Below are 26,289 nucleotides of genomic sequence, written 5' to 3'. Positions count from 1 at the left end.
GCTATGACTTCCCTTCAACGCTATCATTGCCATTCCCTTTTTCCCGACGCGATTCCAGCAATGTATCCAAAATAATCAGTGCAACACCGATGACAATTGCCGAGTCTGCCACATTAAAAATCGGGAATGTGTAGCTTCCAAAATTGAACTGTGCAAAATCAACTACTTCTCCAGAAATAGCTCGATCCAAAAAATTACCAACCGCTCCCCCAAGCACCAAACTTAGCGCAACAGGAAGTAGTTTTTGCCCAGCTCTGACCGTTTTTCTCAGGTACCATACGATACCGATCACAACTACAATTGTAATCACGATAAAAAGCCAGCGTTGCCCTTCCAAAATCCCAAAAGCGGCTCCGCGATTACGATGAGAGGTGATTAAAAAGAAATTGCCGATGACTGGTATTTGCTCGTACAATTCCATCCGCGTAGCCACCAAATATTTGAAACCCTGATCAATCAAAAAAATAATTAGCGCAATACCAAAATAAATCACAGTCCTTCGTCACTCCGATCCGCTTATATCCGTTGTCGAACCCATTTATTGTAGCATAAGCCTTCTCAGATCGTCCACGAGTCCTGCAGGCTATCGAGCATAGTCCTTAAATGGAATGAACTCAATCACATTTGATTAGAATTTCCTATGTAAAAGAGGTCTTCCCGGTGCACACTACAAGGAGCATACCTGACACATTGCATGCATGTAAATCTAGAACAAGGAGAGGATTCCATGTCCCCATTGACCGAGCAACAACTGCAGGGCTTGCGTAACGAACTGCTGGAACGCAAAAAGGAAATTGAGCATCGTTTGCAAAACAACGACCATTATGGACTCGGCGATTCTCAACGCGACCAAACCGGTGAGCTTTCTCCCATCGATAACCATCCAGGCGATCTAGCTACCGAAACCTATGAGCGAGCCAAAGATATTTCCTTACTGGAGCATGACGAGTTTCAATTGGAACGTATCAAATCAGCCTTGATGGCTATGGATAAGGGAACCTATGGCATTTGCGCCGCCAGCGGCAAACCCATCCCCTATGAACGCCTGTTGGCTGTTCCCTATACCATTTATTGCAAAGAATACAGTCCTGAAACAGAAGTATCCAACAACCGTCCGGTGGAGGAAGAATTTCTCGCTCCCGCGTTCGGTAGAACAAGCCTGGATGAGCGTGAAGAACAAAACGGCTTTGACGGTGAAGATGCTTGGCAGATCGTTGAAAATTGGGGAACCTCTAACACCCCGGCCATGGCGGAAAGTGGTGAAATCCACCGCTATGATGATATGGAAATTGAAGCTGGCGATGATAATATGGGCTTCGTAGAGCCATATGAAAGCTTTGTCGCTACTGACATTTATGGCAGAAATGTATCCATTGTCCGCAGTTCTATTTATCAGCGTTATATAGAAGATGGCGAGGGTGAAGGTCTGCTGGAGCCAGATTTGCACGAGGACGAATCGGAAGCTTAAAAGTGAAACGCCCTAGTAGGTAGTAAGCTCTAATTGTCGCTGTACGATCCGTACAATATCAGCGATATAATCACCGATAATCGGCAAATTCAACGCTCCGAGCACTTGCAGCACATAAATTATGGTAGCGGCAAAAAAAGTAAACCCTAGCGCAATGCCGATTCCACGGGAAACACCTGATATTAGGTTTAGCCAAAGTAATCGCCAAGGCTTATTCAGCAGCAAAGCGTAATCTGCAATACGTGTTCGTTCCATCTGCTCTGATACAGCTTGCACCAGCTTTTCCACACGACTTAGTTTCTCTGCCTGGTCACCTGCTATTCCCTTATCTGATGCTATGGCGGCCCCTTCTCCGTTCATCCCTCGGAGACTCCTTCCCAGTCTGCGCCTTGACCGTGCTGTCATATGCACAATCCCCCTTTTCCCATGGCTGCCCCGAAAGCAGCAAACGAGCCGAAGCACGTAACGGAGGAAACCCGTTTCCGATGCTTAGGCTCGTTTTTATATGCTGCCTGTTATTGTATTATGGGACAGGGGGCTTGTAATTATTCCCCAATATGAACGCCGATCGTTTTGCCATTCACTTCTACATGTTCCGCTGGTTCGGCTTGACCAAATGTCACCGTGGTTACCAATACGTTCTCACGCAACACAGAGTCGAAGCTTTCGATCGCCTGACGCAAGTCGTTGTCTACATCCAACGTCAATGCTACATACTTTTCAATCGGCAGATCCAGCTTTTTGCGGTAGTCTTGTACCGCACGAACCACTTCACGTACCCAGCCCTCTTGCTCAAGCTCCGGTGTAATGTCTGTGTTCAACGCTACCGTTAAGCCATAGCCAGAAGCAGAAGCGAAGCCTTCTTTCGCTTTTTTCTCCACCAGCAATTCCTCAGCTGTAACTTGCAACTCTTCTCCTTCTGGAGAAGCCACGTTCAGTACCCCTTTTTCTACAACAGAACGAGTTTCTTCAGCAGACATTCCCTTGAAAAGATTTTGTAGGAATCCGACATTTTTGCCGTATTTCTTGCCTGCCACTTTCAAATTCAGCTTCAATGTAAAATCTACAAATCCGCTATCGTCCGTCTCAACATGAATATGCTTCACATTGATCTCATCTTTGATAATTTCCTCATAGCCACCCAGGTCAAAATCCTGATCCATAGACAGAATCAACTCAGACAACGGTTGACGTGTTTTCAAACCCGTTTCGTTACGGACATTACGTGCTAATTCAACGACGCGACGTGCCGTTTCCATATCTCGCTCCAGTTCCAGATCAATTAAGGATTCATTGGCAGACGGATAGTCATCCAGATGAACACTTTCCCCATTGCTCAGGTTGAGGTAAATATCCTCAGCAAGCAGCGGTGTGAACGGTGCAAGCAGCTTCGCCGTCGTTAACAGCACCTCCGTCAGTGTGCGGTACGCATCCAGCTTATCTTCTGTAAGCCCGTTACCCCAGAATCGATCACGTGAACGACGGATATACCAGTTACTCAGTTCATCCACAAACGACTCAATCGCTTTGGCAGAGTTCAGGAAGTCATTGACAGACAATGCTTTGTCCACAACCAAAATTAAGCTGTTCAGACGGGACAAAATCCAGCGATCCAATTTGTGTGCCGATGGCTTGAACGGATGCTGTGCCGGATCAAATCCGTCAATATCCGCATACAAGGTCAGAAATGCGTGTGTATTGACAAGCGTATCTACCAGCTTCGATTTAGCTTCGCCTACGATGCCTTTGGAAAAACGTTTGCTATTCCATGGTGCGCTATCGGAGAGCAATGCCCAGCGGAAAGCGTCTGTACCGTACTCGTCAATTACTTCCCACGGATCGATAACATTGCCCTTCGATTTGGACATTTTCTGACCCTGCTCATCCAGTACATGGCCTGTTGCCATGACAGCTTTGTAAGGAGCTTTGCCAGTCAGCATAGTCGAAACCGCAAGCAAGCTATAGAACCAGCCACGAGTCTGGTCAATCCCTTCACAGATCATATCTGCTGGAAATTGCTGCTCGAACGTTTCATTATTCTCAAAAGGATAATGATGCTGTGCAAACGGCATAGAACCGCTATCGAACCATACGTCGATGACTTCCGGTGTGCGAGTCATTTCGTATTTACCGCATTGGCTACGAACCTTGATATCATCTACATATGGTTTGTGTAGCTCGATATCCGCCGGCACGTCCCCAATCGCACGTTCTCTCAACTCAGCAATACTGTGGGGTGCGAACTGTTCTCCAGTTTCCTCACAAACCCAGATATTAAGCGGTGTACCCCAATAGCGATCACGACTGATGTTCCAGTCCACCAGTTCCTCCAAAAACTTGCCAAAGCGTCCTTCGCGTACATGACCTGGGTACCATTCAACTTCGCTGTTGTTGGCAATCAGTTGATCCTTGATCGCAGTTGTTTTGATAAACCAGCTGTCCATAGCATAGTACAGTAATGGAGTATCGCAGCGCCAGCAGAACGGATAGCTATGCTCGTATTTTTCCTTGCTGTACAGCAAACCTTTTTCGGATAGCATTTTCACAATATCTACATCGCAATCTTTCACAAAACGGCCTGCAAAATCAGTGATTTCAGCTACATAGTTACCTTGAAGATCCACTACGTTGATAAACCCAACACCATTTTCACGACATACGCGATAGTCATCCTCACCATGTGCCGGAGCCATATGAACGATACCTGTACCGCTGGAGTCTGTTACGAACTTCGCACCCAGAATTTGGTTACCCTTTTCCACCTGAAAATAAGTAAATGGCGGGGTATAGGTTTGGCCTACCAGTTCAGAACCCGATAGTGTGCCAATCACTTCATGATCACCTTTAATTACGGTCTCAACCAGATTTTTAGCAACGATGTATACACCATCTTCTTGCTTCACACGTGCGTATTCCAGCTCAGGGTTGACAGCGAGCGCCACGTGGCTCGGCAAGGTCCAAGGTGTTGTCGTCCAGGCCAGTACATATTCACCACTGCTATGCAGCTTGAATTTGGCCGTGGCACTCAGATCCTTTACATCTTTGTAGCCCTGTGCTACTTCATGGGAACTTAGCGTCGTCTGACAATCCGGGCAATACGGACTCACACGATGACCACGATACAGCAGGTCTTTCTCATGAATCGTCGCCAAAATGTTCCATACGCTCTCGATATAGTTATTGTCCAAGGTAATGTACGGGTGATCAAGGTCTGTCCAGTATCCGATCGCTTCGGTTAAATCGCGCCATTGCTGCTCGTATTCAAACACGCTCGCTTTACATTTTTTAATAAATTTCTCAACACCATATTCTTCAATTTCAGGTTTGTGGGAGATCCCCAGTTGCTTTTGCACACCCAGTTCCACCGGCAGGCCATGCGTATCCCAACCCGCCTTCCGTACGACACGATATCCCTTCATAGTCTGATAGCGGCCGACGAAATCCTTAATTACGCGACCCAGCACATGACCGATGTGTGGTTTGCCGTTAGCTGTTGGTGGGCCCTCATAAAACACAAAATTGGGCTTTCCTTCACGATTGGTAATGGATTTACGGAATGTGTCCTCCTGTTTCCATTTGCTCAGGATGCGTAGGTCACGTGACCGTGCTTTTTCTTTAACATCCACTCTGTTCATAACGTTATACTTCCTCTCTGCTCATCATTGATTGTTCTAGCGCACTTAAAAAAGCAACAAAAAAAGCCCCATCCCTGTAAAAGGGACGAGACTGTGCTCGCGTTACCACCCTGATTCCGTAAATAGACCAATCTAAAAAGACGATCTTGTCACGACTCTCTGAGCCCTACTCTACTTCAGCAGGGCGCCATTATAACGCATGGCAAACGGTGATTGCTTACACACGCCCTAAGTTTAAGCGCTTCAGCTCACTTCTCCGGGAGGATCTTCAGTCATGTTCTGAACGTTGGCTTGCACCGGTAGGCCAACTCTCTGAGGGACAAATCATGACATACTCGTTCCCATCAACGAATTAAACATGTTAAATTCATCGAAATCTTAAATCAGCAACATCGTTGCCTTGAATAACAACCATCAACCGATAGACGGATAATCGTTGAATTCAGTATAGTATTTACAGTTATAGCCTGTTTAAAGATAAAAGTCAACCCTAACAAGACCTAATAAAAGCTTGTCAGAAATCAAAATTAGTAAATTTCTTTCATTTCACGCTCGCGCTCCAGCACTTCGCGTTCACGGTTTTCAAGTGCTTCCCAGCCATCTTGGCTTAACAAGTCGAGCTGCGCTTCCACCAATGTACGAAACCGTGCTCGGTAAATTGAAGCCTGTTTTTTCAGCTCTTCAACCTCCAACGCGATTTTACGGGATTTGGACAATGCTTCATTCACAATACGATCCGCATTTTTTTCCGCTTCCTTCACGATCAGTTGAGATTCTTTCTTGGCGTTGTTGCGAACTTCATCAGCTGCTTCCTGCGCGACAATAATTGTCTTGCTCAGTGTATCCTCAATCGTCGCGAAATGATCGAGCTTCTCCTGTACGTTCAACAACTGGGTGCTCAATTCTTTATTTTCACGGATAACGCCCTCGTAGTCCTTGATCACCTGATCCAAAAATTCATTAACCTGATCCTCGTCATAACCGCGAAGCCGGCGGGCAAATTCCTTATTATGTATATCCAATGGCGTTAATGGCATGCCGTCCACCTCCTATAAGATTGACAAAAAATTCATTTTCCGCGTCACGACGCTCAATATCATCTATCGGTCATCATACCCCGTTTTGTGAATACTGTACAGAGCAAAATCGTTCCAGTTCAACGCTATAGGTTAATTCTTTCGACAGAAATCTCATGAATCCTGCCTTCAGCTATACAAACTTACCAATTTTGACACGGAATCTACCCTTTTTTGTCATCCCGTCTGTTTCAAGCACTTTAAAACGCCCAAATCCCTGCATGGAAATAACGTCCCCAACTTTAAGTGAAGTCGATGGATTCTCCTCCACCTTCCAGTTTACCCGACATCGTCCCGCTCGAATCGGTGTTAATATTTTACTGCGGCTCAATTTGTAGACGTCACTAGCAATCCCGTCCAGGCGCAAAGAAGCCACCGTCAGATCCATCGCCTCTAATGCGACTTCCTTCGTTCGGAGACTTGCTACTGGCAACAGTTCTGTCCATACATGAACACGATGTACCTGCTGCAAATGCATGGTCATAAAATCTCCAATCTCTGACGCCACCAATACATGACACCCATCATCCAGCACATGAATGTCGCCGATTTTGCCACGCTTGATTCCAAGCCCCAAAATGGCACCTAGATAATCACCGTGCTCAAGGGTATTGATTTTATGATCATCAGAAGTGATGGAAAGGACCTGAATTCCCATTTCCTCATCGTCCAAATACGAATAATCGGGCGCAATCAGCGCCCGCTTTCGTTCCGAAGCCATGTATCCGCCATCTACCCTAATCGTGACCTTGTCTTCCTTCGAAGCAAGTGTCTCCAATATGTACTGTTGCCGCGGATCCAAAAAATCAGTCAGCTTCTGCTCATGATAAGCTCCCGCATGACTGATCCATTCGGAAGCACGATCCACATAATCCCGTTCATCCGGGTGAAAATGCTCATAAATCTCAGTCCGCATAAATCCTCCTAGACGAAATTGCCGATTAAAGAAATCAAACCGTACGATGCAAAACGCAGAGCAATCAGCGCTACGATAGGTGAAATATCAATCATCCCGAAGATTGGCGGTATAAACCTGCGGAAAGGAGACAAATATGGCTCCACAAACCTGGCAAGTAAATCACCGATCACACTCTCTCTGGCATTAGGAAGCCATGACAGCAGGACATATGCAATGATCATGTACGAATAAATCTGAAATAGCCAGTAAATTACCTCGATCAAGAAAAGCTCACCTCATTCTGTTAAGTTCTTGTTCAGTGTCAGCCAGTATCTCCGTAATGGAGCCTTGAATTTCAACCGTATCCGGTGTGCACAGAAAAATATTGTTACCGACCTTCGAAATGCCGCCACTCAGTGCATACACAGTGCCACTCAAAAAATCAATGATGCGTAGCGCCTGATCCTTGCGAATTCGTTGCAGGTTAACCACGACGGTGCGGTGGGAACGGATATGGTCGGCGATTTCCTGTGCTTCATCGTAAGAACGCGGCTCATACAGAACAACTTTCACATTTTTTTGTGAATGGATGCTGACAACATTCGTGCCCTTCTGGTTCTTACGTTTATCAAAGCTTGGGGTTTCAATTTCTTGATCTTCCGGCGTATTCATAACCTCTCGCTCTATAACTTCCTCTTCTTCCTGAAGGCCCAGAAAGTTCATGAACTTATTCATTACGCCCACTGAAAATCCTCCTCTCGTCCGACCAGTACGGAACCAAGCCGCAACCAGGTCGCTCCTTCTTCAACCGCCACTTCAAAATCATTGGACATCCCCATAGACAAGTGAACGATAGGTTCTCTAGTCAAAGCTTGTCCATTTAACCGATCACGCAGTTCACGTAATCCCCGAAACACAGGTCGAGTATGTTCTGGGTTTTCCTCATGAGGAGCCATGGTCATCAGGCCGATTACATCCACATGTTCCAACTCGCGAATTTGCTCTAGGAAAGGGGCAACTGCCTCGGAGGATAAGCCGTATTTTGAAATTTCCCCAGAAATATTGACTTGCACAAAAGCTTTGACTCGCAGTCCCAAAGCGGCTGCCTTCTTGTCCAATTCCTGAGCAAGCGATAAGCGATCAAGCGAATGTATAAATTTAAATTTTCCAATTACATCTTTAACCTTATTCGTTTGGAGATGACCAATAAAATGCCACGTTCCCCGATCACCCAACTTGCTCCATTTATCCGCAGCATCCTGCCAGCGATTTTCGCCCACATGCTCCAAGTCGTTATCCAATACGGATGCCATTGCCGCCGCCGAAACATATTTCGTGACAGCGATCACATTTACTTCATCACGCGAACGTCCGCTACGGGCACATGCCGCTTCGATACGGGCGTTAACTTCTTTAATTCGTTCCTCCAAAGACACGGGAGGACTCACCTCTCTTCCAGACCAATCCAACTCGCCATTCTTCCTGTAACGCCGCCTTCCTTGCGATATGAAAAAAATAAATCGCTGCGGCTACTCGTGCACAAGGTAGTACATTCGATATGGCTCGGCAATATTCCTGCTTTCATCATAATGTGTCGATTGCATTGTTTCAAGTCGAGTAGTGTTTTTCCACCGGTTAAGGGGAAATAAACAGAACCTTCCCATTTATCATTACCCGGGCAATCATGCTCTAAAACCCGAATTTGGTTCATCACATGCTCATCTACCTCATAGGATTCAGGACCAATAGAAGGACCAATAGCTGCTAGTATATCGGACGGCTGAGATCCATATTCAGTTTGCATGGTCTGTACCATTTTCAACGCAATCTCCGCAACTGTTCCCTTCCAGCCTGCATGCGCCAATCCAATCACACGATGCACGGGATCACAAAAATATAAGGGTACACAGTCCGCATAAAAGGACGTCAGCAAAATGCCTGGTATATTCGTCACAAGTCCATCTGTGTCCTGAAAAGCTGATGCACGATTCATAAAGCCTCGCCCACGATCAGCAGCGTGGACAACAGCAACATGATTACCGTGGACCTGTTCGCCGCAAGTCCACGCTTCAGCCGCAAAACCAAGCTGCTCAGCAATTAATTGGCGGTTGCGAATGACTTTCTCCGGGTCATCCCCTACATGAAACGCACAGTTCAAACTATCGTATGGCGCTTCGCTGACACCGCCATGACGCCCTGTAAACCCCACTGTTAATCCCTGAACCTGCCGCTCCCAAGATTGGATATATAACAACTCTGGCACGGGACGTCCGCCATCTTGCATGGGCGTAGTCCCTCTAGCCTCGGTATTCACTATAAACGGTTCCATTTCGTTCTCACCTCTACTGCCCAGTGTACCAAAAAGCCGCCGCTGTGTCTTCACAACATACTAAATTACGTGTACTTGCTGTTCAAAAGCCCCGTCGGTCATTCCGTTCCTGACGTTCGATATAAGACTTTTGCTCTCTCTCATCCGGTGGCTCATGCAATCCCTCCAGTCGAACAAGCACAACATCCGAACCAATTTTCACAATGTTGCGCCACGGAATAACCAATTCGCTTCCCCCTCCAAACCAACCCATGAATCGGCTGCTGCCCGGAACCACGATAGCTTCAATTTTCCCTTGTCGTACGTCAATCTCCAGATCACTGATTTGTCCTAGACGTCGTCCATCTACAATGTTAATGACATCCTTGGTTTGAAACTCGGAAATTTTCATGGCTCTTACTGACGTTTCCGGTGCATTCACACGCATCACATCCTTTATTTCACTATATGAGTGGGAGAGCCCAAAAAATGTCCTGCAAACGCAAAAACGATCCGCACGGGATCGTTTTTATCACTGAATCATTCAAGCATTCATTTCATTAGGACTTTACATGTTTTTGCATTTGCTGTATAGCCGACTTCTCTAATCTCGAAACCTGGGCTTGAGAGATACCGATTTCGTCGGCAACCTCCATTTGCGTCTTTCCTTCATAAAAACGCATAGACAATATCATCTTTTCACGCTGGCCCAGGCGATGCATCGCTTCCCGGAGAGCGATTTCCTCAATCCATGAGACGTCTTTATTTCTGTCATCACTGATCTGATCCATCACATAGATTGGGTCGCCCCCGTCGTGATATATCGGCTCGAACAGCGAAACTGGATCCTGAATCGCATCCAATGCGAACACAACATCTTCTTTAGGCACGTTCAGCACCTCTGATATTTCAAAAATCGTTGGTTCCCGCGAGTTCAGATTTGTCAGACTGTCCCGCACCTGAAGCGCCTTATATGCAATATCCCGCAACGAACGGGACACACGGATCGGATTGTTATCCCGCAAATAACGGCGGATCTCTCCGATGATCATCGGCACCGCATAAGTGGAGAACTTTACGTTTTGCGAAAGGTCAAAATTATCAATCGCCTTCATCAGGCCGATGCATCCTACCTGGAACAAATCGTCCACAAACTCCCCCCGATTGTTAAAACGCTGAATCACACTCAGGACGAGCCGGAGATTGCCGTTGACCAATTTTTCTCTGGCTGATCGTTCATTATTTTGCTGAAGTGATGTGAACAGCTCGCGCATCTCTGCATTGGTTAATACCGGCAGTTTGGCGGTATCCACACCGCAAATTTCCACTTTGTTTCGGGTCATCGTGTCTTACCTCCCAAGGAGCAACATTAATGTACATTATCTCCTGAGGGCATTTTTTTATTCGCCGTTTCCATCGCTTCCGGATATCCCCAAGCATTATACCATTTTATTGAATTCTTTTCGTAAGCGCTTTATAATTCGTTTTTCCAGACGCGAAATATACGATTGCGATATACCCAGCAGGTCAGCAACATCCTTCTGTGTCTTCTCTTCTCCGTCTTGTAAGCCGAAGCGCAGTTCCATAATCAAACGCTCTCGATCCGTCAACTTATCCAGTGCCTTATGCAATAATTTACGATCTACTTGCTCCTCAATATTACGGTAAATGGTATCATTTTCCGTGCCCATCACATCGGAAAGCAACAACTCATTACCATCCCAATCGATATTCAGAGGCTCATCAAAAGAAACCTCCGTTCTCGTTTTGCTATTACGACGCAAATACATTAAAATCTCATTTTCAATGCATCGAGATGCATAAGTGGCAAGTTTGATTTTCTTCTCTGGATCAAAAGTGTTCACCGCTTTGATCAGCCCAATAGCACCGATGGATACGAGATCCTCAATGTTGATTCCCGTATTTTCAAATTTACGGGCGATATACACGACTAACCGCAAGTTTCTCTCAATTAGCATCGACCTCACTGCCGCATCTCCAGAAGAAAGCTTTCCAAGCAAATACTCTTCCTCGTCTCTTGTTAATGGAGGGGGGAGCGCCTCGCTACCGCCAATATAATAAATTTCTTCACTTTTCAGCCCGAATAAAAATAAAATACGATAATATTGCAGTTGCCATGCTAGCCTAAATTTCATCTTTAAATTCATTTGTTCCCTCATATCATTCTCCCCCTTTTGGAAATAGTACAAGTCTTACTGGCTCCGTCCATTTCAGCATCGAATGTTTCTCCTCGTCTTTAAACCTTGTCCTGTACTCTTCTCCATTATCCTGATTCTGTAAAATGATCACTAGCATATGCTTCTCGTTTCAAGCTTGAATCAGCACCCCCCTCTTCGTGTGCCGTCACATCTGGATGGATGATGGCACGGTATTTGCCCTCTGCCGACAACTTTCCCCCGTCCAAGCCAATCAGCACTCGATGATGTACAAAATGAATCCCATTCATCACCACCTCTACTCGATCTGGTTTGAGTGCGAGCATAAAGGAATGACTTTTGTTAATTCCACGATAGGGAACGAGACGAACACGATCCTGCCAGTTGAACGGTTCCTCCCCCAGATCCATCACTAGTTGATCAGCATTACCCTCAGAACATTTTTGGAGCCAGGAAGCGGGTAAATACGATTCCCACAAAACCGCCTCCATCACCATTACTGGGGTTCGGGTCAAAGGATCATGCAGTTGGTTACCTGTATCCAACAAGCCTGTACACTCAATATGATCCTGCCCGATCCACACCTGTACTTGCCCCAAAAAGCCACTCATCCTTTCTGTGCGTTGCTTCGAGGACTGCACAATACGAAAGAAAAGCATCACTCCGCCAAATGCGCATAAAATAAACCAGAATGCGATTTTCAATTCAAAAGACATTCCACCTGAAGCGGTATACCAGATGCCATTAAACAATTCCCCCGTATTTTGGAGAAAATAATGCATCCCCAAAATGCCACCTGCTGCCACAAAATTGATCATGTAAAAGGCACCCATTGTACGAAGATACTTTTGCATGCTGCCAAAACCAAAGGCCACCAGCAGCATGATGACCGATAAGGCCAGCTTGATTAGAAACGTAAATAAAAATGACAGTTCCGGCACAAACATCATGACTACGTACATTGCGCCAATTCCAGCTGAAGTCATCAATCGCCACCACACTGGACGAATCTTTCTCATCCAGGCGGTGGCCATTAGCAACACAGCATCAATGAACAAATTGGCCAAGAAAATTAAATCGATATAAACAACCAAGGATTCACCCGCCCAGCATTTTGCAGGATAGGCTTAAGTATAGTAGTCATATGGTTCAAAGTCTGTCTAACGGTGGGGACGGTGTCCGACTAATTTTGTCGGAAAGAGGAGAAGCACTGGCCGTGCGGGATGCGAAGAAAACAGAAAGAAGCCCGCATCTCCAAGGAGGATGCGGGCTGTCTAGATATAAACTAGTTATCGTTATTATTATTGCGTGAACGGTTACGTAAGAATGTCGGAATATCCAATTGGTCACTGCTTTGAGTGTTACCGAATGGACGCAAGTTAGGAGAGGACTTTTCCGTTGCTTCGGAAGCCGCTGGGTTAGCTGCTGGTCTACGTCCCGGTGCTGGTTGGCTCGGCTTACCTTCAAAACCAGTGGCGATCACGGTAACCTTAATCTCTTCTTTCAAGTCTTCATCAATGATAGCACCGAAAATCATGTTCACTTCCGGATCGGAAGCTGATGTTACAATTTCAGCCGCCTCATTGACTTCGTATAGAGACAAATTGGTGCCGCCAGTGATGTTCATAATGACACCACGCGCACCTTCTATGGATGTCTCTAGCAACGGACTCATGATAGCCTTGCGCGCTGCTTCAGCCGCACGATTTTCACCCGTCGCTTCGCCAATCCCCATCAACGCGGAACCACGCTCCGTCATGATCGTTTTTACGTCAGCGAAGTCAAGATTGATCAGACCCGGTACAGCGATCAAATCCGAAATACCTTGTACGGCCTGACGCAGAACATTATCTGCTTCACGGAATGCTTCCAGCATCGGGGTTTTCTTATCCACAATCTCAAGCAAGCGATCATTCGGGATTACAATCAAGGTATCTACTTTTTCTTTCAATCCCTCAATGCCAAGTTCAGCTTGATTGGAGCGTTTACGCCCTTCAAATGTGAATGGTCGGGTTACCACGCCTACAGTCAGCGCACCGCACTCCTTAGCAATTTCAGCAATGACAGGGGCCGCTCCGGTTCCTGTACCGCCACCCATTCCCGCAGTTACGAATACCATATCCGCGCCTTTGAGCGTATTCATAATGAGCTCACGCGACTCTTCAGCCGCTTTTTTACCCACGTCAGGGTTAGCCCCGGCACCCAAACCACGAGTCAGCTTATCGCCAATTTGAAGCTTATGCTCAGACTTCGCCAAGTGAAGCGCCTGGGCATCTGTATTGACAGTAATAAACTCTACACCCTGAACTCCATTTTCGATCATTCGGTTAACTGCATTGCTGCCGCCGCCTCCGACGCCGATCACTTTAATTTGAGCCAAGCTCTCCATTTCAAAATCAAATTCCAACATACTATTCCATCTCCCCCTCAATGTGCATGGATGGCCCGTCCATGATTGGCATAATTAGCAATGAACGTTATATAAATTCACTGAACATATTTTTTAAGCGTTCAATCAACCCCTGCTTCTGCTCGCCTTCCGCAACGGGACTGCTGCTCTTGGTTCGGTTAGTCGGCTTCTTGGTACTACCGCCACTGTTGCTAACACTAGTCGATCTCCCGCGATAGTAACGAATAGCATTATGCAAGATACCAACTCCGCTCGTGTATCCCGGATCCCTTACACCGATAAAATCAGGTACAGCGATCCTTACGGAAGCGGCCAGTTCGCTTTGTGCCACCTGAAGTACACCAGGCATGGAGACGGTGCCTCCGGTAAGTATATAACCCCCCGGAAGCTCTGTGTAACCCAAGCGCTTAACTTCCGCCTGAATGAGTTGAAAAATTTCCTGTACCCTCGGCTCAATAATAGCAGCCAAATCCTGTTGGTTGAACTCCTTATCTACATTACTGCCGATACGGGTCACTTTAAAGACGACATCGGCTGCTGCATCATCATACCAAGCGCAGCCGTATTTGAGTTTAACTTTTTCGGCTTGATCGGTAAGGGTTCTCAGTCCGTAGGCAATATCATTGGTTACAAATTCTCCGCCGATTGGGAGTGTTGATGTGGCAACAATCGTTCCTTCCTGGAAAATGGCCACATTCGTAGAACCTGCACCAATATCCACCAGCACGGAACCCATCACCTTTTCATCCTTCGAAAGAGACAACTGTCCAGCTCCGAGAGGCAACAAGACGAGATCTTTAATCCTCAGGCCAGCTTTCTCAACGCAGCGCAACAGATTATGTATTGGGGTTTTGCCTCCAGTAACAATCGTAGCCTCTACTTCGAGACGAACACCGATCATACCACGAGGGTCCTGAATTCCTTCAAGGCCATCCACGACATACTGCTTGGCTACCACGTCAATGATTTCTCTCTCCGGTGGTACGGCAATTACTTCTGCTGCCTTCAGTACACGTTCAATGTCCTCCTCACCGATTTCACGGTCCTCGTTGGACACGGCTACTACGCCATGACTATTTTGCAGACCAATATGGTTGCCTGAGATCCCCACATACACTTCTGTTATTTGAATACCAACCATGCGTTCTGCGTGATCCACGGCGTTACGGATTGATTGCACGGTTTGATCAATGTCTACAATTGCACCTTTGCGAATCCCTTCCGAGTCGGCAGATCCAACTCCAATAATATTAAAGGTTCCATTATTCATTTCCCCAATAATAGCCCGAACTTTGGATGTACCGATGTCCAAACTAACAATGATGTCATTGTTGCTCAAGTCTGTGGCACCTCCTGACTCCAAAATGAATTTCGTTCTTTAAACACACTCTGTACATATTCAACATACTCCATGCTTTCCCTCTTTTTTCTACAAATTTTTTAGAAGCCAATTTATGGTTGCAGTCACATAAAAATTTGAAGAAAAAAGAAGGAGGCAAGTCTATTACCCATAAAATCAATTCTAGCATTTTTTCACATCACTGAGTAGTATCTTTTTCTTGGCCCTCTTCGCTCGTATCGGGTTTAAATGGAACGTAGGAATCCGCCTCCAGCATTGTGATCACACCAGGCTCTTCTGTTTCTAGCACCTGGTTCAGATAGCTGATTTTAGAGTTCAACAGTGAAACAGTTGTAATAACCTCAAACTGGGAACGCGTGTACATTTTTATACGGTCTGGAAAAGAAGGAATCGGCGCCGGAATGATTTCCGAAATATCAGCTGTCCATTCTCCCGGAATGCGTGATAAAGCATCACACAGCTTCGCTTTGTAGGGATCATCTGATTTCCATTTAGTCAAAATAGGCTTTTCAACCGCTATCCCACTGCTACCTACGCCCACGCTTGTCCCATTTGCTAGAATAGCACGCAGGCTACCGTCACTTTGTAACTCGTAAGCTACTGTAGCAAACTCCTTAATGTGAATCGTAATGATGCCCGGAAACTGCTTGTCCACTGTGACTTGCTGAATCGACTGAATTTCCCGCAGCTTCTCAGAGACGTCGGAAGCACTGACTCCGAAATATTGATCTCCGACAGCGAGACCACTTCGATTGAGAAGTTGCTCCCGGGTCGAAAATACATTACCATCAAAACGAATTTCAGAAACCTGACTCAACGAAGAACGGAAAAAGAGAACAGCGAGCAGTACAATAAACAACAAAATGAGAAGAATAGCAATCTTCCGGCTTGTTCTTTTTTTCGTTCTGTTCTTTTTAAGAACAGGTATTTGAGCATTTGGCATAGCTTCTCTCCACAAAAGCCCTTTGTCCCCCCGTTAACGGAGGGACATTATAGGCATTAATTTACGAAATCCAGCTGCTCGGGCACCGGAGACTGACGGCTCATTCGGGCACCCAATCCCTGGAAAAGACGTTCGATCCGGTCATATCCTCTGTCAATGTGATGAACCTGCTCGACAATGGTACGTCCCTGAGCGGCTAGACCGGCTATAACTAGTGCAGCCCCTGCCCGCAGATCGGTAGCCTCTACTGTAGCCCCGTACAGACGAGAAACCCCTCTTATAAAAGCAGCATTCGCATCGACCGTAATATCAGCACCCATTACATTCAGTTCATCTACATGTTTAAAACGGCTTTCGAAGACAGTCTCTTTCATGACACTGAAGCCGTCCGCCAAAGATAATAGAACCATGACCTGAGATTGCAAATCCGTCGGAAATGACGGATAAGGTGAGGTAACGATCCTCTCCACTGCTTTGGGACGACTCATACAACTTACGGTCATTATATCATTCAAGATGCCAATTTGAACACCAGCCCGCCTGAGGACGTGAATCAGAGCAGACAAGTGGGAAGGATTGCAGTGTGTCAATGACACACTACCTCGTGTAGCTGCCGCTGCAATCATAACCGTTCCAGCTACTATGCGGTCAGGAATGACCTCATACGTACAAGGATTGAGTTGGCTGACCCCCGTGATTGTAATTGTGTCTGTTCCAGCACCGATTATATGGGCTCCCATGGCATTCAGAAAGTTTTGAAGATCCTGAATCTCTGGTTCCCTCGCTGCATTGGTAATCGTTGTTCGTCCTTCGGCCAGCGCGGCAGCCATCATAATATTTTCTGTTGCGCCTACGCTCGGAAAATCCATGTGGATGTCCGAGCCGATCAGCTTACGGGCTCGAAACGTAATTTGCTCGTCTTTCTCCTCGATCTCTGCGCCAAGAGCTTTTAAGCCCTCCAGGTGAAGATCAATTTTGCGCTCGCCTATGGCGCAGCCTCCGGGCTGATAAATGGAAACTTCTCCGTATCTAGCGAGCAACGGTCCCATTAGAAAGATAGATGACCGCATTTGCTTCATCAAATCCTCAGGAATTTGGAACGTTCGGACGGACGATGTATCCACATATACCGTTTCCTCTTCATGTCGGCATGTGCAACCAAGTCTTTCTAGGATGTGCAGCATGACCTTAATGTCTAAAAGATGGGGGACATTCCGAATTTCCACCTTACCTTGTGCAAGCAAACTTGCTGCAAGAATAGGTAGTGCCGCATTTTTTGCCCCATGGATACGTATGGTGCCTGACAGGGGACGGCCTCCCTCAATCACCAATTTGTCCAATGTATCACCTCCGAGTTTACCGCTCACCCACTACGAAAACCTCCGGAATTAGCTTGATGCCGGTTTGAGATGATATTGTACTTTGAATATGCTTCATTAGGGTAAGCACGTCCTCTGCTGTCGCTTGACCGGTATTTACAATGAAATTAGCATGCTGTACTGATACCTCAGCGCCTCCCGCCTTCAAACCTTTGAGACCTGCGCTTTCAATAAGCCGGGCAGCATAGTCTCCTGGTGGATTACGGAACACGCTTCCTGCACAAGCTAACTGTAGCGGCTGGGTCAGCCTACGGCGGTCTTTAAAAGCCGCAAGTGCTGTTGAGATTTCCTCTCGGTCCCCCCGCTTCATCTGGAACACTGCCTCTGTCACCATTCCACGTTGCTCATGCAGCACGGAGTGACGATAGCTAAAGTGCATATCCTCGGCATTGTACACAGCCAATTCCCCTGTATCCAGCACAATCTCAGCGGACTGGAATATTCGTGACACATCAGACCCGTGGGCACCGGCGTTCATGTAGACAGCCCCACCGACCGATCCTGGAATACCACCAGCAAACTCAAGGCCTGACAGACCCTGCTTGCTAGCCATAACACATAGTTTAACCAGTGAAACGCCTCCACCAGCAACGATCTGTTCATCCTCAAAACGAACATAATCAAATCCTGGTCCAAGCTTGATCACCAGTCCCCGAATCCCTTTATCAGAGACGAGCATGTTGGAGCCCCGCCCCAACTGCATCCAGGGAATTCCGTGCTCGCTAGCCAGCTTCAAAATCCTTGCCAACTGCTCTTTGGTATCCGGGATCACAAGAGCATCGGCAGGGCCTCCGATCTTCCAGGTCGTATATTTGGACAGCGGCTCATGCTCCAGCACTTTTCCGATATCATGCTCCGCTAATAATGGCATCCATTGCTGCATTGTACTGAAACCTCCTTGTTGCTTGCCCCGCATCGTTATAAGGCTCTCACCTAACAACCGGCAGCCTGGGTGATGGTCACAATCTATAGGGTATCCTATGTAAATACCGTCCAGTGTGTGACAACCGCCCAAATCTGCGCTGCGGACTACCTATTATGGGCAAGACGCTCCATTTCTTTTACTAAAATATCTGCTGAGTCAGGCTTGCCAAGCGCAGATGCCAGCTCCGCCATTTGGCTCCGCCTTGCCTCATCCTTCATAATTTCCACTATAGATTGAAACAGAGCCGGGCCACTTAATTCCTTTTCTGTGATCATGACAGAAGCCCCTGCCTTTTCAAGTGTACGAGCATTAGCCTCCTGATGGTTGTTCGTCACATTCGGTGATGGAATCAGAATGGACGGAATGCCGAGCGATGTAATCTCTGCCAAGAAGGAGGCACCTGCACGATTAACAATTAAAGAGGTACAAGCCAGCACCTCAGGCATATTGTGAATATAGGGGAGCACGTGTAGATGATTGGGCAATGAGCCGATCTGATTTCGTATGCTGTCCAGCGTTTGCTCATAATAAGATTCGCCGGTTACATATACAAAATGGACGTCTTTCAGTTGCGAAAGTTGCGGAACCATTGCAATCATGGCATCGTTAATGGCCTTTGCCCCTCTGCTGCCGCCAACCACCAGGACCACAGAGCTGTTCATCGGAACCCCTATAGTTGCAAATCCCCGATCCCGGTTAGCCAGACGAACTGTTGTAGCACGCGGGTTCCCAGTGTATAGTACATTTTTAGCTTTGGGAAAAGCTCCTTCCGAACCTTCAAAGCTAACAGCCACTGTATCCACATAGCGACTCAAAAATGCATTGGTCAACCCAGGAATTGCATTTTGTTCATGAATAATGCTGGGTATTCCCAACTTGGAAGCTGCATAAACGACAGGGCCGCATACATATCCCCCGGTGCCAATCACGATATCTGGCTTAAATTTCTTTAATAATGCTTTGGACCTGCGAACTCCTTTGAAAAAGCGCATGATCGTTTTTATATTTTCCACAGACAAGCTGCGACGAAATCCTGTGATATCAATAGCCTCAAATGGAATTTTTTCCTGAGGAACCAATTTACTTTCAAGTCCTCGTTGACCGCCAATGTATAAAAATTCAGCGTCCGGATCTATTTCTTCGCACTGTCTGGCTACGGCCAGTGCTGGATATATATGTCCTCCAGTACCGCCGCCGCTCAACACGACGCGCATAAACGTTCACCTCGCATAACGTGATAAATTTAATAAAATACCCAGAGCAGTTAACATTAAGGTCAGTGAAGAACCTCCATAGCTGATTAAGGGCAGTGTTATTCCTGTCACTGGCATTAAACCGATAACAACACCAATATTAATAACGACCTGTACCGCCACCATTCCGACAATACCGACTGCAAGCAAACTGCCATAGGTATCCGGGATGGTAATAGCGACACGCATCCCTCTCCAAACAAGGACCAAAAAAAGCCCCAGTACCGTCATTCCACCGATAAAACCAAGCTCCTCCGCCAGTATAGAGAAGATAAAGTCCGTCTGTGGCTCAGGAACGTAGCTGTATTTTTGCCGACTCATGCCAAGCCCCAGGCCCGCCAATCCGCCAGGACCAATAGCATATAGCGATTGAATAATTTGATAACCCGCACCAAGCGGATCAGACCAAGGATCCAGAAATGCGGTAATACGCTGGAGTCGATAAGGAGCAGCTGCAATCAGTGCAGCAAACCCCGCTGCCCCCGACAAGGCCAGTAGACCCAGATGCTTCATACGCGCGCCTGCCGTAAATACGATCAACATGGATGCTCCCATCATTACGGTGCCTGTGCCCAAATCGGGCTGGAGCATGATGAGCCCAAAGGCCAGTCCCATGAGCCCAAGCGGAGGCAACAGCCCGCGCGTAAAAGAGCTAATATCATAGTCAGGACGACTGAGCCATTGAGACAGAAAAAGAATCATACCCAGCTTCATAAACTCGGAAGGCTGAATGCCAAAAGAGCTAATACCAAGCCAGCTTCGTGCTCCACCTCTTACTACACCAATGCCAGGAATTAAAACGGCAACCAGTAGAGCCAAACAGATCAACAATACGACCTTGGCATATTTCTGCCAAATCCGATAGTCCGTTCTGGCCGTAAAGTACATGGCTACAAGGCCGAGCCCCGCAAACAACAATTGTCGTTTAACAAAATAGTAGGAGTCCCCGTACTCGTGAAAAGCGAGGACGGCGCCCGCGCTGTATACCATAACCATGCCGATGGCTAACAAGCTTACAATACAGACGAAAAGCCATATATCTGGCGCCGGACGAGATTGCTTCATCAGGAGGCCACCCCTTGCATAAAAGTAGGGGCTTATCCAACCCCCCTACTTACAATTTATGCGCCGCCTCTTTAAAAATACGTCCACGCTCTTCATAGGATTGGAACATATCCCAACTTGCACAGGCGGGTGAGAGTAATACCACATCTCCCGTCTCAGCAAATTCAGCTGCCTTGTTTACAGCCTCCACGAGCGTAGCGGCGGCATCCTCCCCATTATCGACGACCTTGACATGCTCTATTCCAGCCTGACGGGCCCGATCTGCCAGCTTATCCCGTGTCTCACCCAAGAGCACAACGGCTTTCACACCTTCCTGCAAGGACGGTACAAGCTCCGCATAATCAGAGCCACGGTCCAATCCTCCAGCAATGAGTACGATGGGTTGCTTAAAGGAAGATAAGGCCATCATTGTCGCTTTGGAATTGGTTGCTTTGGAATTGTTGTAATAAGCTACTCCACCGTGTTCTAAAACATATTCAAGCCGATGTTCTACACCGCGAAAAGAGCTTAATGGTTCCACCAATTTTGCTGGTTCTGCGCCTGCGGCTATGGCGATTGCGCAAGCAGCTAGAGCATTTTCTACGTTAAAACGACCCGGAAGCCCAATATCGTTCACGCCTATAATGGGTTGCAGTACCCCATTTCCATCACGGTATACGATGTTTCTTTCAATATCATCCGTTACATCCGGTATGTATGGCGGGTCAGCGAACACCCCTTCCTGCAAACGTTCCGTCATTGAGAAAGGAAGCTGCTTCGCTTGAATATAGGGCACAAGTTCCCGGCAGACAGGATCATCCCAGTTCACCACCGCGGTATCCGAGGCTGTTTGATTGGCAAATAGACGTGCCTTGGATGCAACATAGTCCTCCATGCCTCCGTGGTAGTCCAAATGGGTCTCAGCTACATTGAGCAAGCAGGCTACAGCGGGCTTGAAATCCTTTGTTCCTTTTAACTGAAAGCTGCTCAGCTCCACAACCATCCACTCGTCCGACTTGGCGTCCACAGCCGCCTCGCATAACGGCGTACCGATATTACCAGCCACGATCGGATTCATGCCGGATGCCTCCAACAACTTGCCCACCCAAGTGGTCGTGGTCGTCTTTCCGTTGGAGCCAGTAATTCCGATAATCGGAGCTTTACATAGATGGTAGGCGACCTCAACCTCGGTCACGACCTCAATGCCGAGCTCGACAGCTTTCTGTACGGGAGGGGCCGTGTAAGGAATTCCTGGATTTTTGACAACCAGTTTCACTCCAGGGTGAATCAGCCCTTCCGGGTGACCCCCGCATAAAACGGAAATTCCCAAAGCCTCTAATTCAGAAGCTTCGGGACATTGTTCCCTATCTTTTTTATCATTGACTGTGAGCTTTGCCCCGGCCTGATGTAGCACCTTGGCCACTTGTACGCCGCTTTTGGCCAGACCGATAATGACGACTTCCTGATCTCGGTATGCGTCTGGATGATTCATTTGTCTACAACCCCTTGTTGAGATAAAGTCCGAGTCCTGCCAACAGCAGTCCTACAGCCCAGAATGTGATAACTACGCGCCATTCGGACCAGCCGGACAGCTCGAAATGATGATGAATCGGGCTCATTTTGAAAATACGCTTGCCACGGGTTTTAAAGGAAGCTACCTGCAAGACCACGGACAGCATTTCAATCACGAATACACCACCGATGATGAGGAACAAAATTTCGCTTTTCGTAACAATGGCAATGGCACCAATGGCTCCGCCGATTCCCAGCGAGCCTGTGTCTCCCATAAATACCTTGGCAGGATGAGCATTATATACGAGAAAACCAAGTACAGCACCAATCATGGCCGCTGCGCAAACGGCAGCCGGAAGCGAGGTTGCTTGAATCGCCACAATGGCATAAGCAGCAAATGCAATCGCACTTGTACCGGACAGCAGCCCGTCCAGCCCATCTGTAAAATTGACAGCGTTGCTGATCGCCAACATCATGATAATAATGAACGGATAATAGAACCAGCCGCCCCAATCAAATGACCATGAGGTGCCTGGGATACCGATCGCCGTGCTGTGATCATTGCTAATCAGAAGCCAGCACATAATCGCGCCAAACAATAACTGCCCGAACAGCTTTTGACGCGCCGTCAGACCGAGCGAGCGTTTGAATACGATTTTAATATAGTCGTCCAAAAAGCCGATCAGCCCAAAACCGAGCGTAGCAACCAGTAGAACGTAAAAGTCCGTATTTTTGATAGCTGAAAACTTAAGAAAGGTCAGCGTAAAAGCCAGCAAGATTACGATACCGCCCATTGTAGGCGTACCAATCTTTTTAAGATGGCTTTGTGGCCCGTCATCCCGGACCTGCTGGCCGAATTTCATTCGCCGCAGCAGCGGAATGAGCAGTGGAGCGGCAATGACCGCCAGTATAAACGATACGACGATCGTCAGCAGTAATAATTGAATATCCATGGGAGTCTCCCTCTCGTCAACATCAGTTCTGTAGCGGACCGTTTTTCAGCGCATCCACAATTTCTTCTAATCGCATCCCTCTGGATGCCTTAACCAGCACAATATCATCGGCATGGAGATAAGACCGCAAATGCTGGATCAGCTTTTGCTTATCTGTATAAGCGTGTACGTTAGCAGTTGGCATTGTTCCTTGCGCACCCTGCGCAATCGAAGCACCTAACGCACCATAGGTAAACAGTGCCTCTATGTTATGCTTTGCAGCAAAACGCCCAATTTCCTCATGAAATTGCGTTTCCTCAGCGCCCAGCTCCAGCATATCCCCAAGCACGGCAATTTTACGTCCACCCGTTTGATATGCAGACAACGTCTGAATTGCAGCCTTCATTGAAGCAGGACTGGCATTGTAAGCGTCATTTAGCACGGTAAGTCCATCCGAACACTTCACGACCTCAATGCGCATGCCCGTCAGCTTTAAAGACGACAATCCTTTACGTATATGGTCTACATCCACATTGAAATGACGTGCTACCGCCAGCGCTGCCAACCCGTTTACAACATTGTGCTGTCCAAGCAAGGGAAGCCGGAAAGCCTCTTGGCCGGATTGGGCTGTTATGAATGAGCTACCTTCTTCATCCGAAGTGATTTCAATTGGATAATCATCATTGTCCGCAGCTAACCCGAACGTGAATAATTTTAATCCTTCAGGCTTGACCGTTTCAGGTTCTGCCAACACTTGTGGAAGTAGTGGTTCATCCCCATTATAAATAAGCAATCCACCAGGTTTAATCCCACTTGCAATTTCCAGCTTTGCACGAGCAATTTCAGTGCGAGAACCAAGCTGAAGTAAATGCGATTCGCCAATGTTAGTTATGACAGCTACATCTGGCTGGGCAATATTAGCCAACAGACGGATTTCCCCGCGTCCACTCATGCCCATCTCCAGAATCAGGATATCTGTATCCTGCGGCATGGACAGTACTGTTAAAGGCAACCCGATATGATTGTTATAATTTCCTTCGGTTTTGTGTACTTTAAAAGTCGTGCCCAATAGAGCATTTACAATATCTTTCGTCGTCGTCTTACCGTTGCTTCCCGTGATTCCGACGACAGAAACGTCAGTTTCGCGCAAGTATGCGGCCGCTAGATGCTGAAGGGCTTCTAACGTATCCTCGACCTCAATAGCATTGACGGACGGAGGTGTTCCATGATCCTTTTGCCATAAATATGCTGTTGCCCCTCCCTCGCTTACGATCTGCTGAACATAATGATGTCCATCAAATCGTTCACCCGCGAGTGGAACGAACAGTCCCAGACTCTGCGGCCTGCGTGAGTCTGTAAAAACGCCCTCAACCATCCGTCCAGCGTCCGCCTCTGCGTGAAGTGTTCCTCCACACATGGATGCAATCTGACCGATTGTTCTTTTCATCACTTGGATAAACCCCTTATCGCTTCTTTGGCTACGATGCGATCATCGAATTCATGCACCGTTTTTCCGATTAACTGGTAAGTCTCGTGACCTTTTCCCGCAATCAATACTACATCGTCAGGGCTTGCCATTTCAACAGCTTTATGAATTGCAGTTCTGCGATCCACGATCAGTTCATAACGTTCGGCAGGTACACCTTCATCAATCAACCCTTGTTCGATGTCTTTCAAAATCAATATCGGGTCTTCTGTTCGCGGATTGTCGGATGTAATAAACGAATGATCGCTGTATCGTGCAGCAATTTTCCCCATCAACGGACGTTTCGTACGATCCCGATCTCCGCCGCATCCAAATACACACCATACTTTACCAATCGCAAATTCCTTTACGGTACGAAGGACATTTTCCAATCCGTCTGGCGTATGGGCATAATCAACGATTACAGCAAAGGGTTGACCCGCATCAACAGGCTCTACGCGCCCATCTACGCCTGCGATAGATTCCAGACTCCGCTTGATATCCACCAACGAGATTCCTTCCAGCAAAGCAGCTGAAATGGCTGCTAGTGCGTTGTACACATTAAACTTGCCTACCATCCGAAGCTCAATATCAGTATCTCCTTTAAAAGTGGAGACATGGAAGGATGTTCCCTTGGCACTTATAGTGATACGAGACGCTTGCACATCCGAATCCTTTTCCACGCCGTAGGTAATCACTTGGGCCGCTGTTTGAGCCTGCAAATAGGAAGAGGCCGGATCGTCTGCATTCAGAACAGCATATTTACTATTGGATGCATCACGCGAGAAGGCATTTCCCAATCTGGAAAACAAAAGTCCCTTGGCAGCGCGGTACTCCTCCATCGTGTTGTGATAGTCCAAATGGTCCTGCGTTAGGTTTGTAAATATAGCGGTACGAAAATCTGTTCCTTTGACACGGCCCTGCTCCAACGCATGTGAGGATACCTCCATGACACAGCATTGAACTCCTTGCTCTGCCATATTTCCGAGATAACGTTGCAGTTCTACCGCTTCGGGCGTAGTGCCGGACATAGGGTAAGACTGGCCGTTATAACGCATTTGAATCGTACCAATCAGCCCGGTATTCACCCCGGCGTCCTTCATAATTTTTTCAATCAGGTATGTTATCGTTGTTTTCCCGTTCGTTCCGGTTATGCCGATCATACGCATACGGCGGCTTGGCGAATCAAACATATAATCCGCCAAAACCGCCATGGCATGTCGCGCATCCTTAACGACAAGCTGCGGGACAGGCACATCCAGTTCTCTCTCTACGACCAAAGCCGCCGCCCCAGACGCAACGGCCTGCCCAGCATAGTCATGTCCGTCCACTGTAAAACCAGGCAAGCACAGAAATAAGTCTCCCGGCTGGACACGACGTGAATCCGCCCCGATTCCTCGGCAATCCACTGTACCGTCACCCACCACTCGGGAAACGGCCAGCAGTGAAGCCAATTGTTGAAGCTGCATCTTACATTCCTCCATTGCTCTCTCGTTATTCATAG

General features: G+C 47.3%; 25 protein-coding genes and 1 other annotated feature. Of the genes, 1 reads left to right on the top strand and 24 read right to left on the bottom strand.

Features of this window, described 5'->3' with window-relative positions; genetic code table 11:
• Nucleotide 1: 1 nt before the first annotated feature.
• On the bottom strand, nt 2–493 hold the full coding sequence (gene lspA, locus HFE01_RS14285; protein WP_107733308.1) for a signal peptidase II: 492 nt from the start codon (nt 491–493) through the stop codon (nt 2–4).
• Between the two features lie 234 nt (nt 494–727).
• On the opposite strand from lspA, the gene HFE01_RS14280 reads away from it, so the two are divergent.
• Complete coding sequence (locus tag HFE01_RS14280; RefSeq protein WP_016821531.1) at nt 728–1,468, top strand: TraR/DksA C4-type zinc finger protein; 741 nt, start codon at nt 728–730, stop codon at nt 1,466–1,468.
• A 12-nt stretch (nt 1,469–1,480) separates the two neighbouring features.
• On the opposite strand, the gene HFE01_RS14275 is transcribed toward HFE01_RS14280, so the two are convergent.
• From HFE01_RS14275 to HFE01_RS14165, 23 genes are all read right to left on the bottom strand, one after another.
• Nucleotides 1,481–1,873, bottom strand: coding sequence for a DUF5665 domain-containing protein (locus HFE01_RS14275; protein WP_026065489.1), 393 nt, complete (start codon nt 1,871–1,873; stop codon nt 1,481–1,483).
• A 140-nt stretch (nt 1,874–2,013) separates the two neighbouring features.
• The gene (ileS, locus tag HFE01_RS14270; protein ID WP_016821534.1) at nt 2,014–5,103 is read right to left on the bottom strand and encodes an isoleucine--tRNA ligase; all 3,090 of its coding nucleotides are present in this window, start codon (nt 5,101–5,103) and stop codon (nt 2,014–2,016) included.
• Nucleotides 5,104–5,181: 78 nt separating this feature from the next.
• Nucleotides 5,182–5,460: a binding site (T-box leader), on the bottom strand.
• Between the two features lie 170 nt (nt 5,461–5,630).
• Nucleotides 5,631–6,140 (bottom strand): DivIVA domain-containing protein, encoded by a 510-nt coding sequence (locus tag HFE01_RS14265; RefSeq protein WP_013311075.1) that lies wholly within the window; start codon nt 6,138–6,140, stop codon nt 5,631–5,633.
• Between the two features lie 172 nt (nt 6,141–6,312).
• Entirely contained in the window at nt 6,313–7,095 is a 783-nt protein-coding gene (locus HFE01_RS14260) for a YlmH family RNA-binding protein (protein WP_017428125.1), read from the bottom strand.
• An 8-nt stretch (nt 7,096–7,103) separates the two neighbouring features.
• Entirely contained in the window at nt 7,104–7,361 is a 258-nt protein-coding gene (locus tag HFE01_RS14255; RefSeq protein WP_013372075.1) for a YggT family protein, read from the bottom strand.
• A 7-nt stretch (nt 7,362–7,368) separates the two neighbouring features.
• A complete protein-coding gene (locus tag HFE01_RS14250; protein WP_013372076.1) occupies nt 7,369–7,821 on the bottom strand; it encodes a cell division protein SepF in 453 nt (150 codons plus the stop codon).
• Nucleotides 7,812–8,513, bottom strand: coding sequence for a YggS family pyridoxal phosphate-dependent enzyme (locus HFE01_RS14245; protein WP_017428126.1), 702 nt, complete (start codon nt 8,511–8,513; stop codon nt 7,812–7,814). The genes HFE01_RS14250 and HFE01_RS14245 overlap by 10 nt, the downstream gene beginning before the upstream one ends.
• Before the next feature lie 8 nt (nt 8,514–8,521).
• Nucleotides 8,522–9,406, bottom strand: coding sequence for a peptidoglycan editing factor PgeF (gene pgeF, locus HFE01_RS14240; RefSeq protein WP_029515133.1), 885 nt, complete (start codon nt 9,404–9,406; stop codon nt 8,522–8,524).
• Between the two features lie 82 nt (nt 9,407–9,488).
• Nucleotides 9,489–9,833, bottom strand: a complete 345-nt coding sequence (locus tag HFE01_RS14235; protein WP_172494067.1) for a YlmC/YmxH family sporulation protein — start codon at nt 9,831–9,833, stop codon at nt 9,489–9,491.
• 112 nt (nt 9,834–9,945) lie between these two features.
• Nucleotides 9,946–10,728, bottom strand: a complete 783-nt coding sequence (sigG, locus tag HFE01_RS14230) for an RNA polymerase sporulation sigma factor SigG (RefSeq protein WP_013372080.1) — start codon at nt 10,726–10,728, stop codon at nt 9,946–9,948.
• 96 nt (nt 10,729–10,824) lie between these two features.
• Nucleotides 10,825–11,565: an RNA polymerase sporulation sigma factor SigE gene (sigE, locus tag HFE01_RS14225; RefSeq protein ID WP_013372081.1), complete on the bottom strand. Its 741-nt coding sequence runs from the start codon at nt 11,563–11,565 to the stop codon at nt 10,825–10,827.
• 104 nt (nt 11,566–11,669) lie between these two features.
• Nucleotides 11,670–12,656: a sigma-E processing peptidase SpoIIGA gene (gene spoIIGA, locus HFE01_RS14220; protein WP_017428128.1), complete on the bottom strand. Its 987-nt coding sequence runs from the start codon at nt 12,654–12,656 to the stop codon at nt 11,670–11,672.
• Nucleotides 12,657–12,847: 191 nt separating this feature from the next.
• The gene (gene ftsZ, locus HFE01_RS14215) at nt 12,848–13,972 is read right to left on the bottom strand and encodes a cell division protein FtsZ (RefSeq protein ID WP_013372084.1); all 1,125 of its coding nucleotides are present in this window, start codon (nt 13,970–13,972) and stop codon (nt 12,848–12,850) included.
• A 67-nt stretch (nt 13,973–14,039) separates the two neighbouring features.
• The gene (gene ftsA / locus HFE01_RS14210; RefSeq protein ID WP_016821540.1) at nt 14,040–15,311 is read right to left on the bottom strand and encodes a cell division protein FtsA; all 1,272 of its coding nucleotides are present in this window, start codon (nt 15,309–15,311) and stop codon (nt 14,040–14,042) included.
• 199 nt (nt 15,312–15,510) lie between these two features.
• Complete coding sequence (locus HFE01_RS14205; protein ID WP_017428129.1) at nt 15,511–16,275, bottom strand: cell division protein FtsQ/DivIB; 765 nt, start codon at nt 16,273–16,275, stop codon at nt 15,511–15,513.
• Between the two features lie 56 nt (nt 16,276–16,331).
• Nucleotides 16,332–17,642 carry a UDP-N-acetylglucosamine 1-carboxyvinyltransferase gene (gene murA, locus HFE01_RS14200; RefSeq protein WP_013372087.1) on the bottom strand — a complete coding sequence of 437 codons (1,311 nt, stop codon included), beginning with the start codon at nt 17,640–17,642 and terminating at the stop codon, nt 16,332–16,334.
• Nucleotides 17,632–18,537 (bottom strand): UDP-N-acetylmuramate dehydrogenase, encoded by a 906-nt coding sequence (murB, locus tag HFE01_RS14195; protein ID WP_016821542.1) that lies wholly within the window; start codon nt 18,535–18,537, stop codon nt 17,632–17,634. Before murB ends, murA begins: the two co-directional genes overlap by 11 nt.
• Nucleotides 18,538–18,683: 146 nt before the next feature.
• Nucleotides 18,684–19,793: an undecaprenyldiphospho-muramoylpentapeptide beta-N-acetylglucosaminyltransferase gene (murG, locus tag HFE01_RS14190; protein ID WP_167438388.1), complete on the bottom strand. Its 1,110-nt coding sequence runs from the start codon at nt 19,791–19,793 to the stop codon at nt 18,684–18,686.
• 6 nt (nt 19,794–19,799) lie between these two features.
• The gene (gene spoVE / locus HFE01_RS14185; RefSeq protein WP_013372090.1) at nt 19,800–20,897 is read right to left on the bottom strand and encodes a stage V sporulation protein E; all 1,098 of its coding nucleotides are present in this window, start codon (nt 20,895–20,897) and stop codon (nt 19,800–19,802) included.
• A gap of 49 nt (nt 20,898–20,946) precedes the next feature.
• The gene (gene murD, locus HFE01_RS14180; protein ID WP_123797397.1) at nt 20,947–22,368 is read right to left on the bottom strand and encodes a UDP-N-acetylmuramoyl-L-alanine--D-glutamate ligase; all 1,422 of its coding nucleotides are present in this window, start codon (nt 22,366–22,368) and stop codon (nt 20,947–20,949) included.
• A gap of 4 nt (nt 22,369–22,372) precedes the next feature.
• The gene (gene mraY, locus HFE01_RS14175; protein WP_013372092.1) at nt 22,373–23,341 is read right to left on the bottom strand and encodes a phospho-N-acetylmuramoyl-pentapeptide-transferase; all 969 of its coding nucleotides are present in this window, start codon (nt 23,339–23,341) and stop codon (nt 22,373–22,375) included.
• Nucleotides 23,342–23,363: 22 nt separating this feature from the next.
• Nucleotides 23,364–24,767, bottom strand: a complete 1,404-nt coding sequence (locus tag HFE01_RS14170; protein WP_167438416.1) for a UDP-N-acetylmuramoyl-tripeptide--D-alanyl-D-alanine ligase — start codon at nt 24,765–24,767, stop codon at nt 23,364–23,366.
• On the bottom strand, nt 24,767–26,254 hold the full coding sequence (locus HFE01_RS14165; RefSeq protein ID WP_167438389.1) for a UDP-N-acetylmuramoyl-L-alanyl-D-glutamate--2,6-diaminopimelate ligase: 1,488 nt from the start codon (nt 26,252–26,254) through the stop codon (nt 24,767–24,769). Before HFE01_RS14165 ends, HFE01_RS14170 begins: the two co-directional genes overlap by 1 nt.
• Nucleotides 26,255–26,289 lie beyond the last annotated feature (35 nt).

Source organism: Paenibacillus sp. EKM10P (genome assembly GCF_011800655.1).
Lineage (GTDB): Bacteria > Bacillota > Bacilli > Paenibacillales > Paenibacillaceae > Paenibacillus > Paenibacillus polymyxa.
The sequence above is the reverse complement of the archived record's forward strand: the minus strand, read 5'-3'. Positions and strand labels throughout refer to the sequence as shown.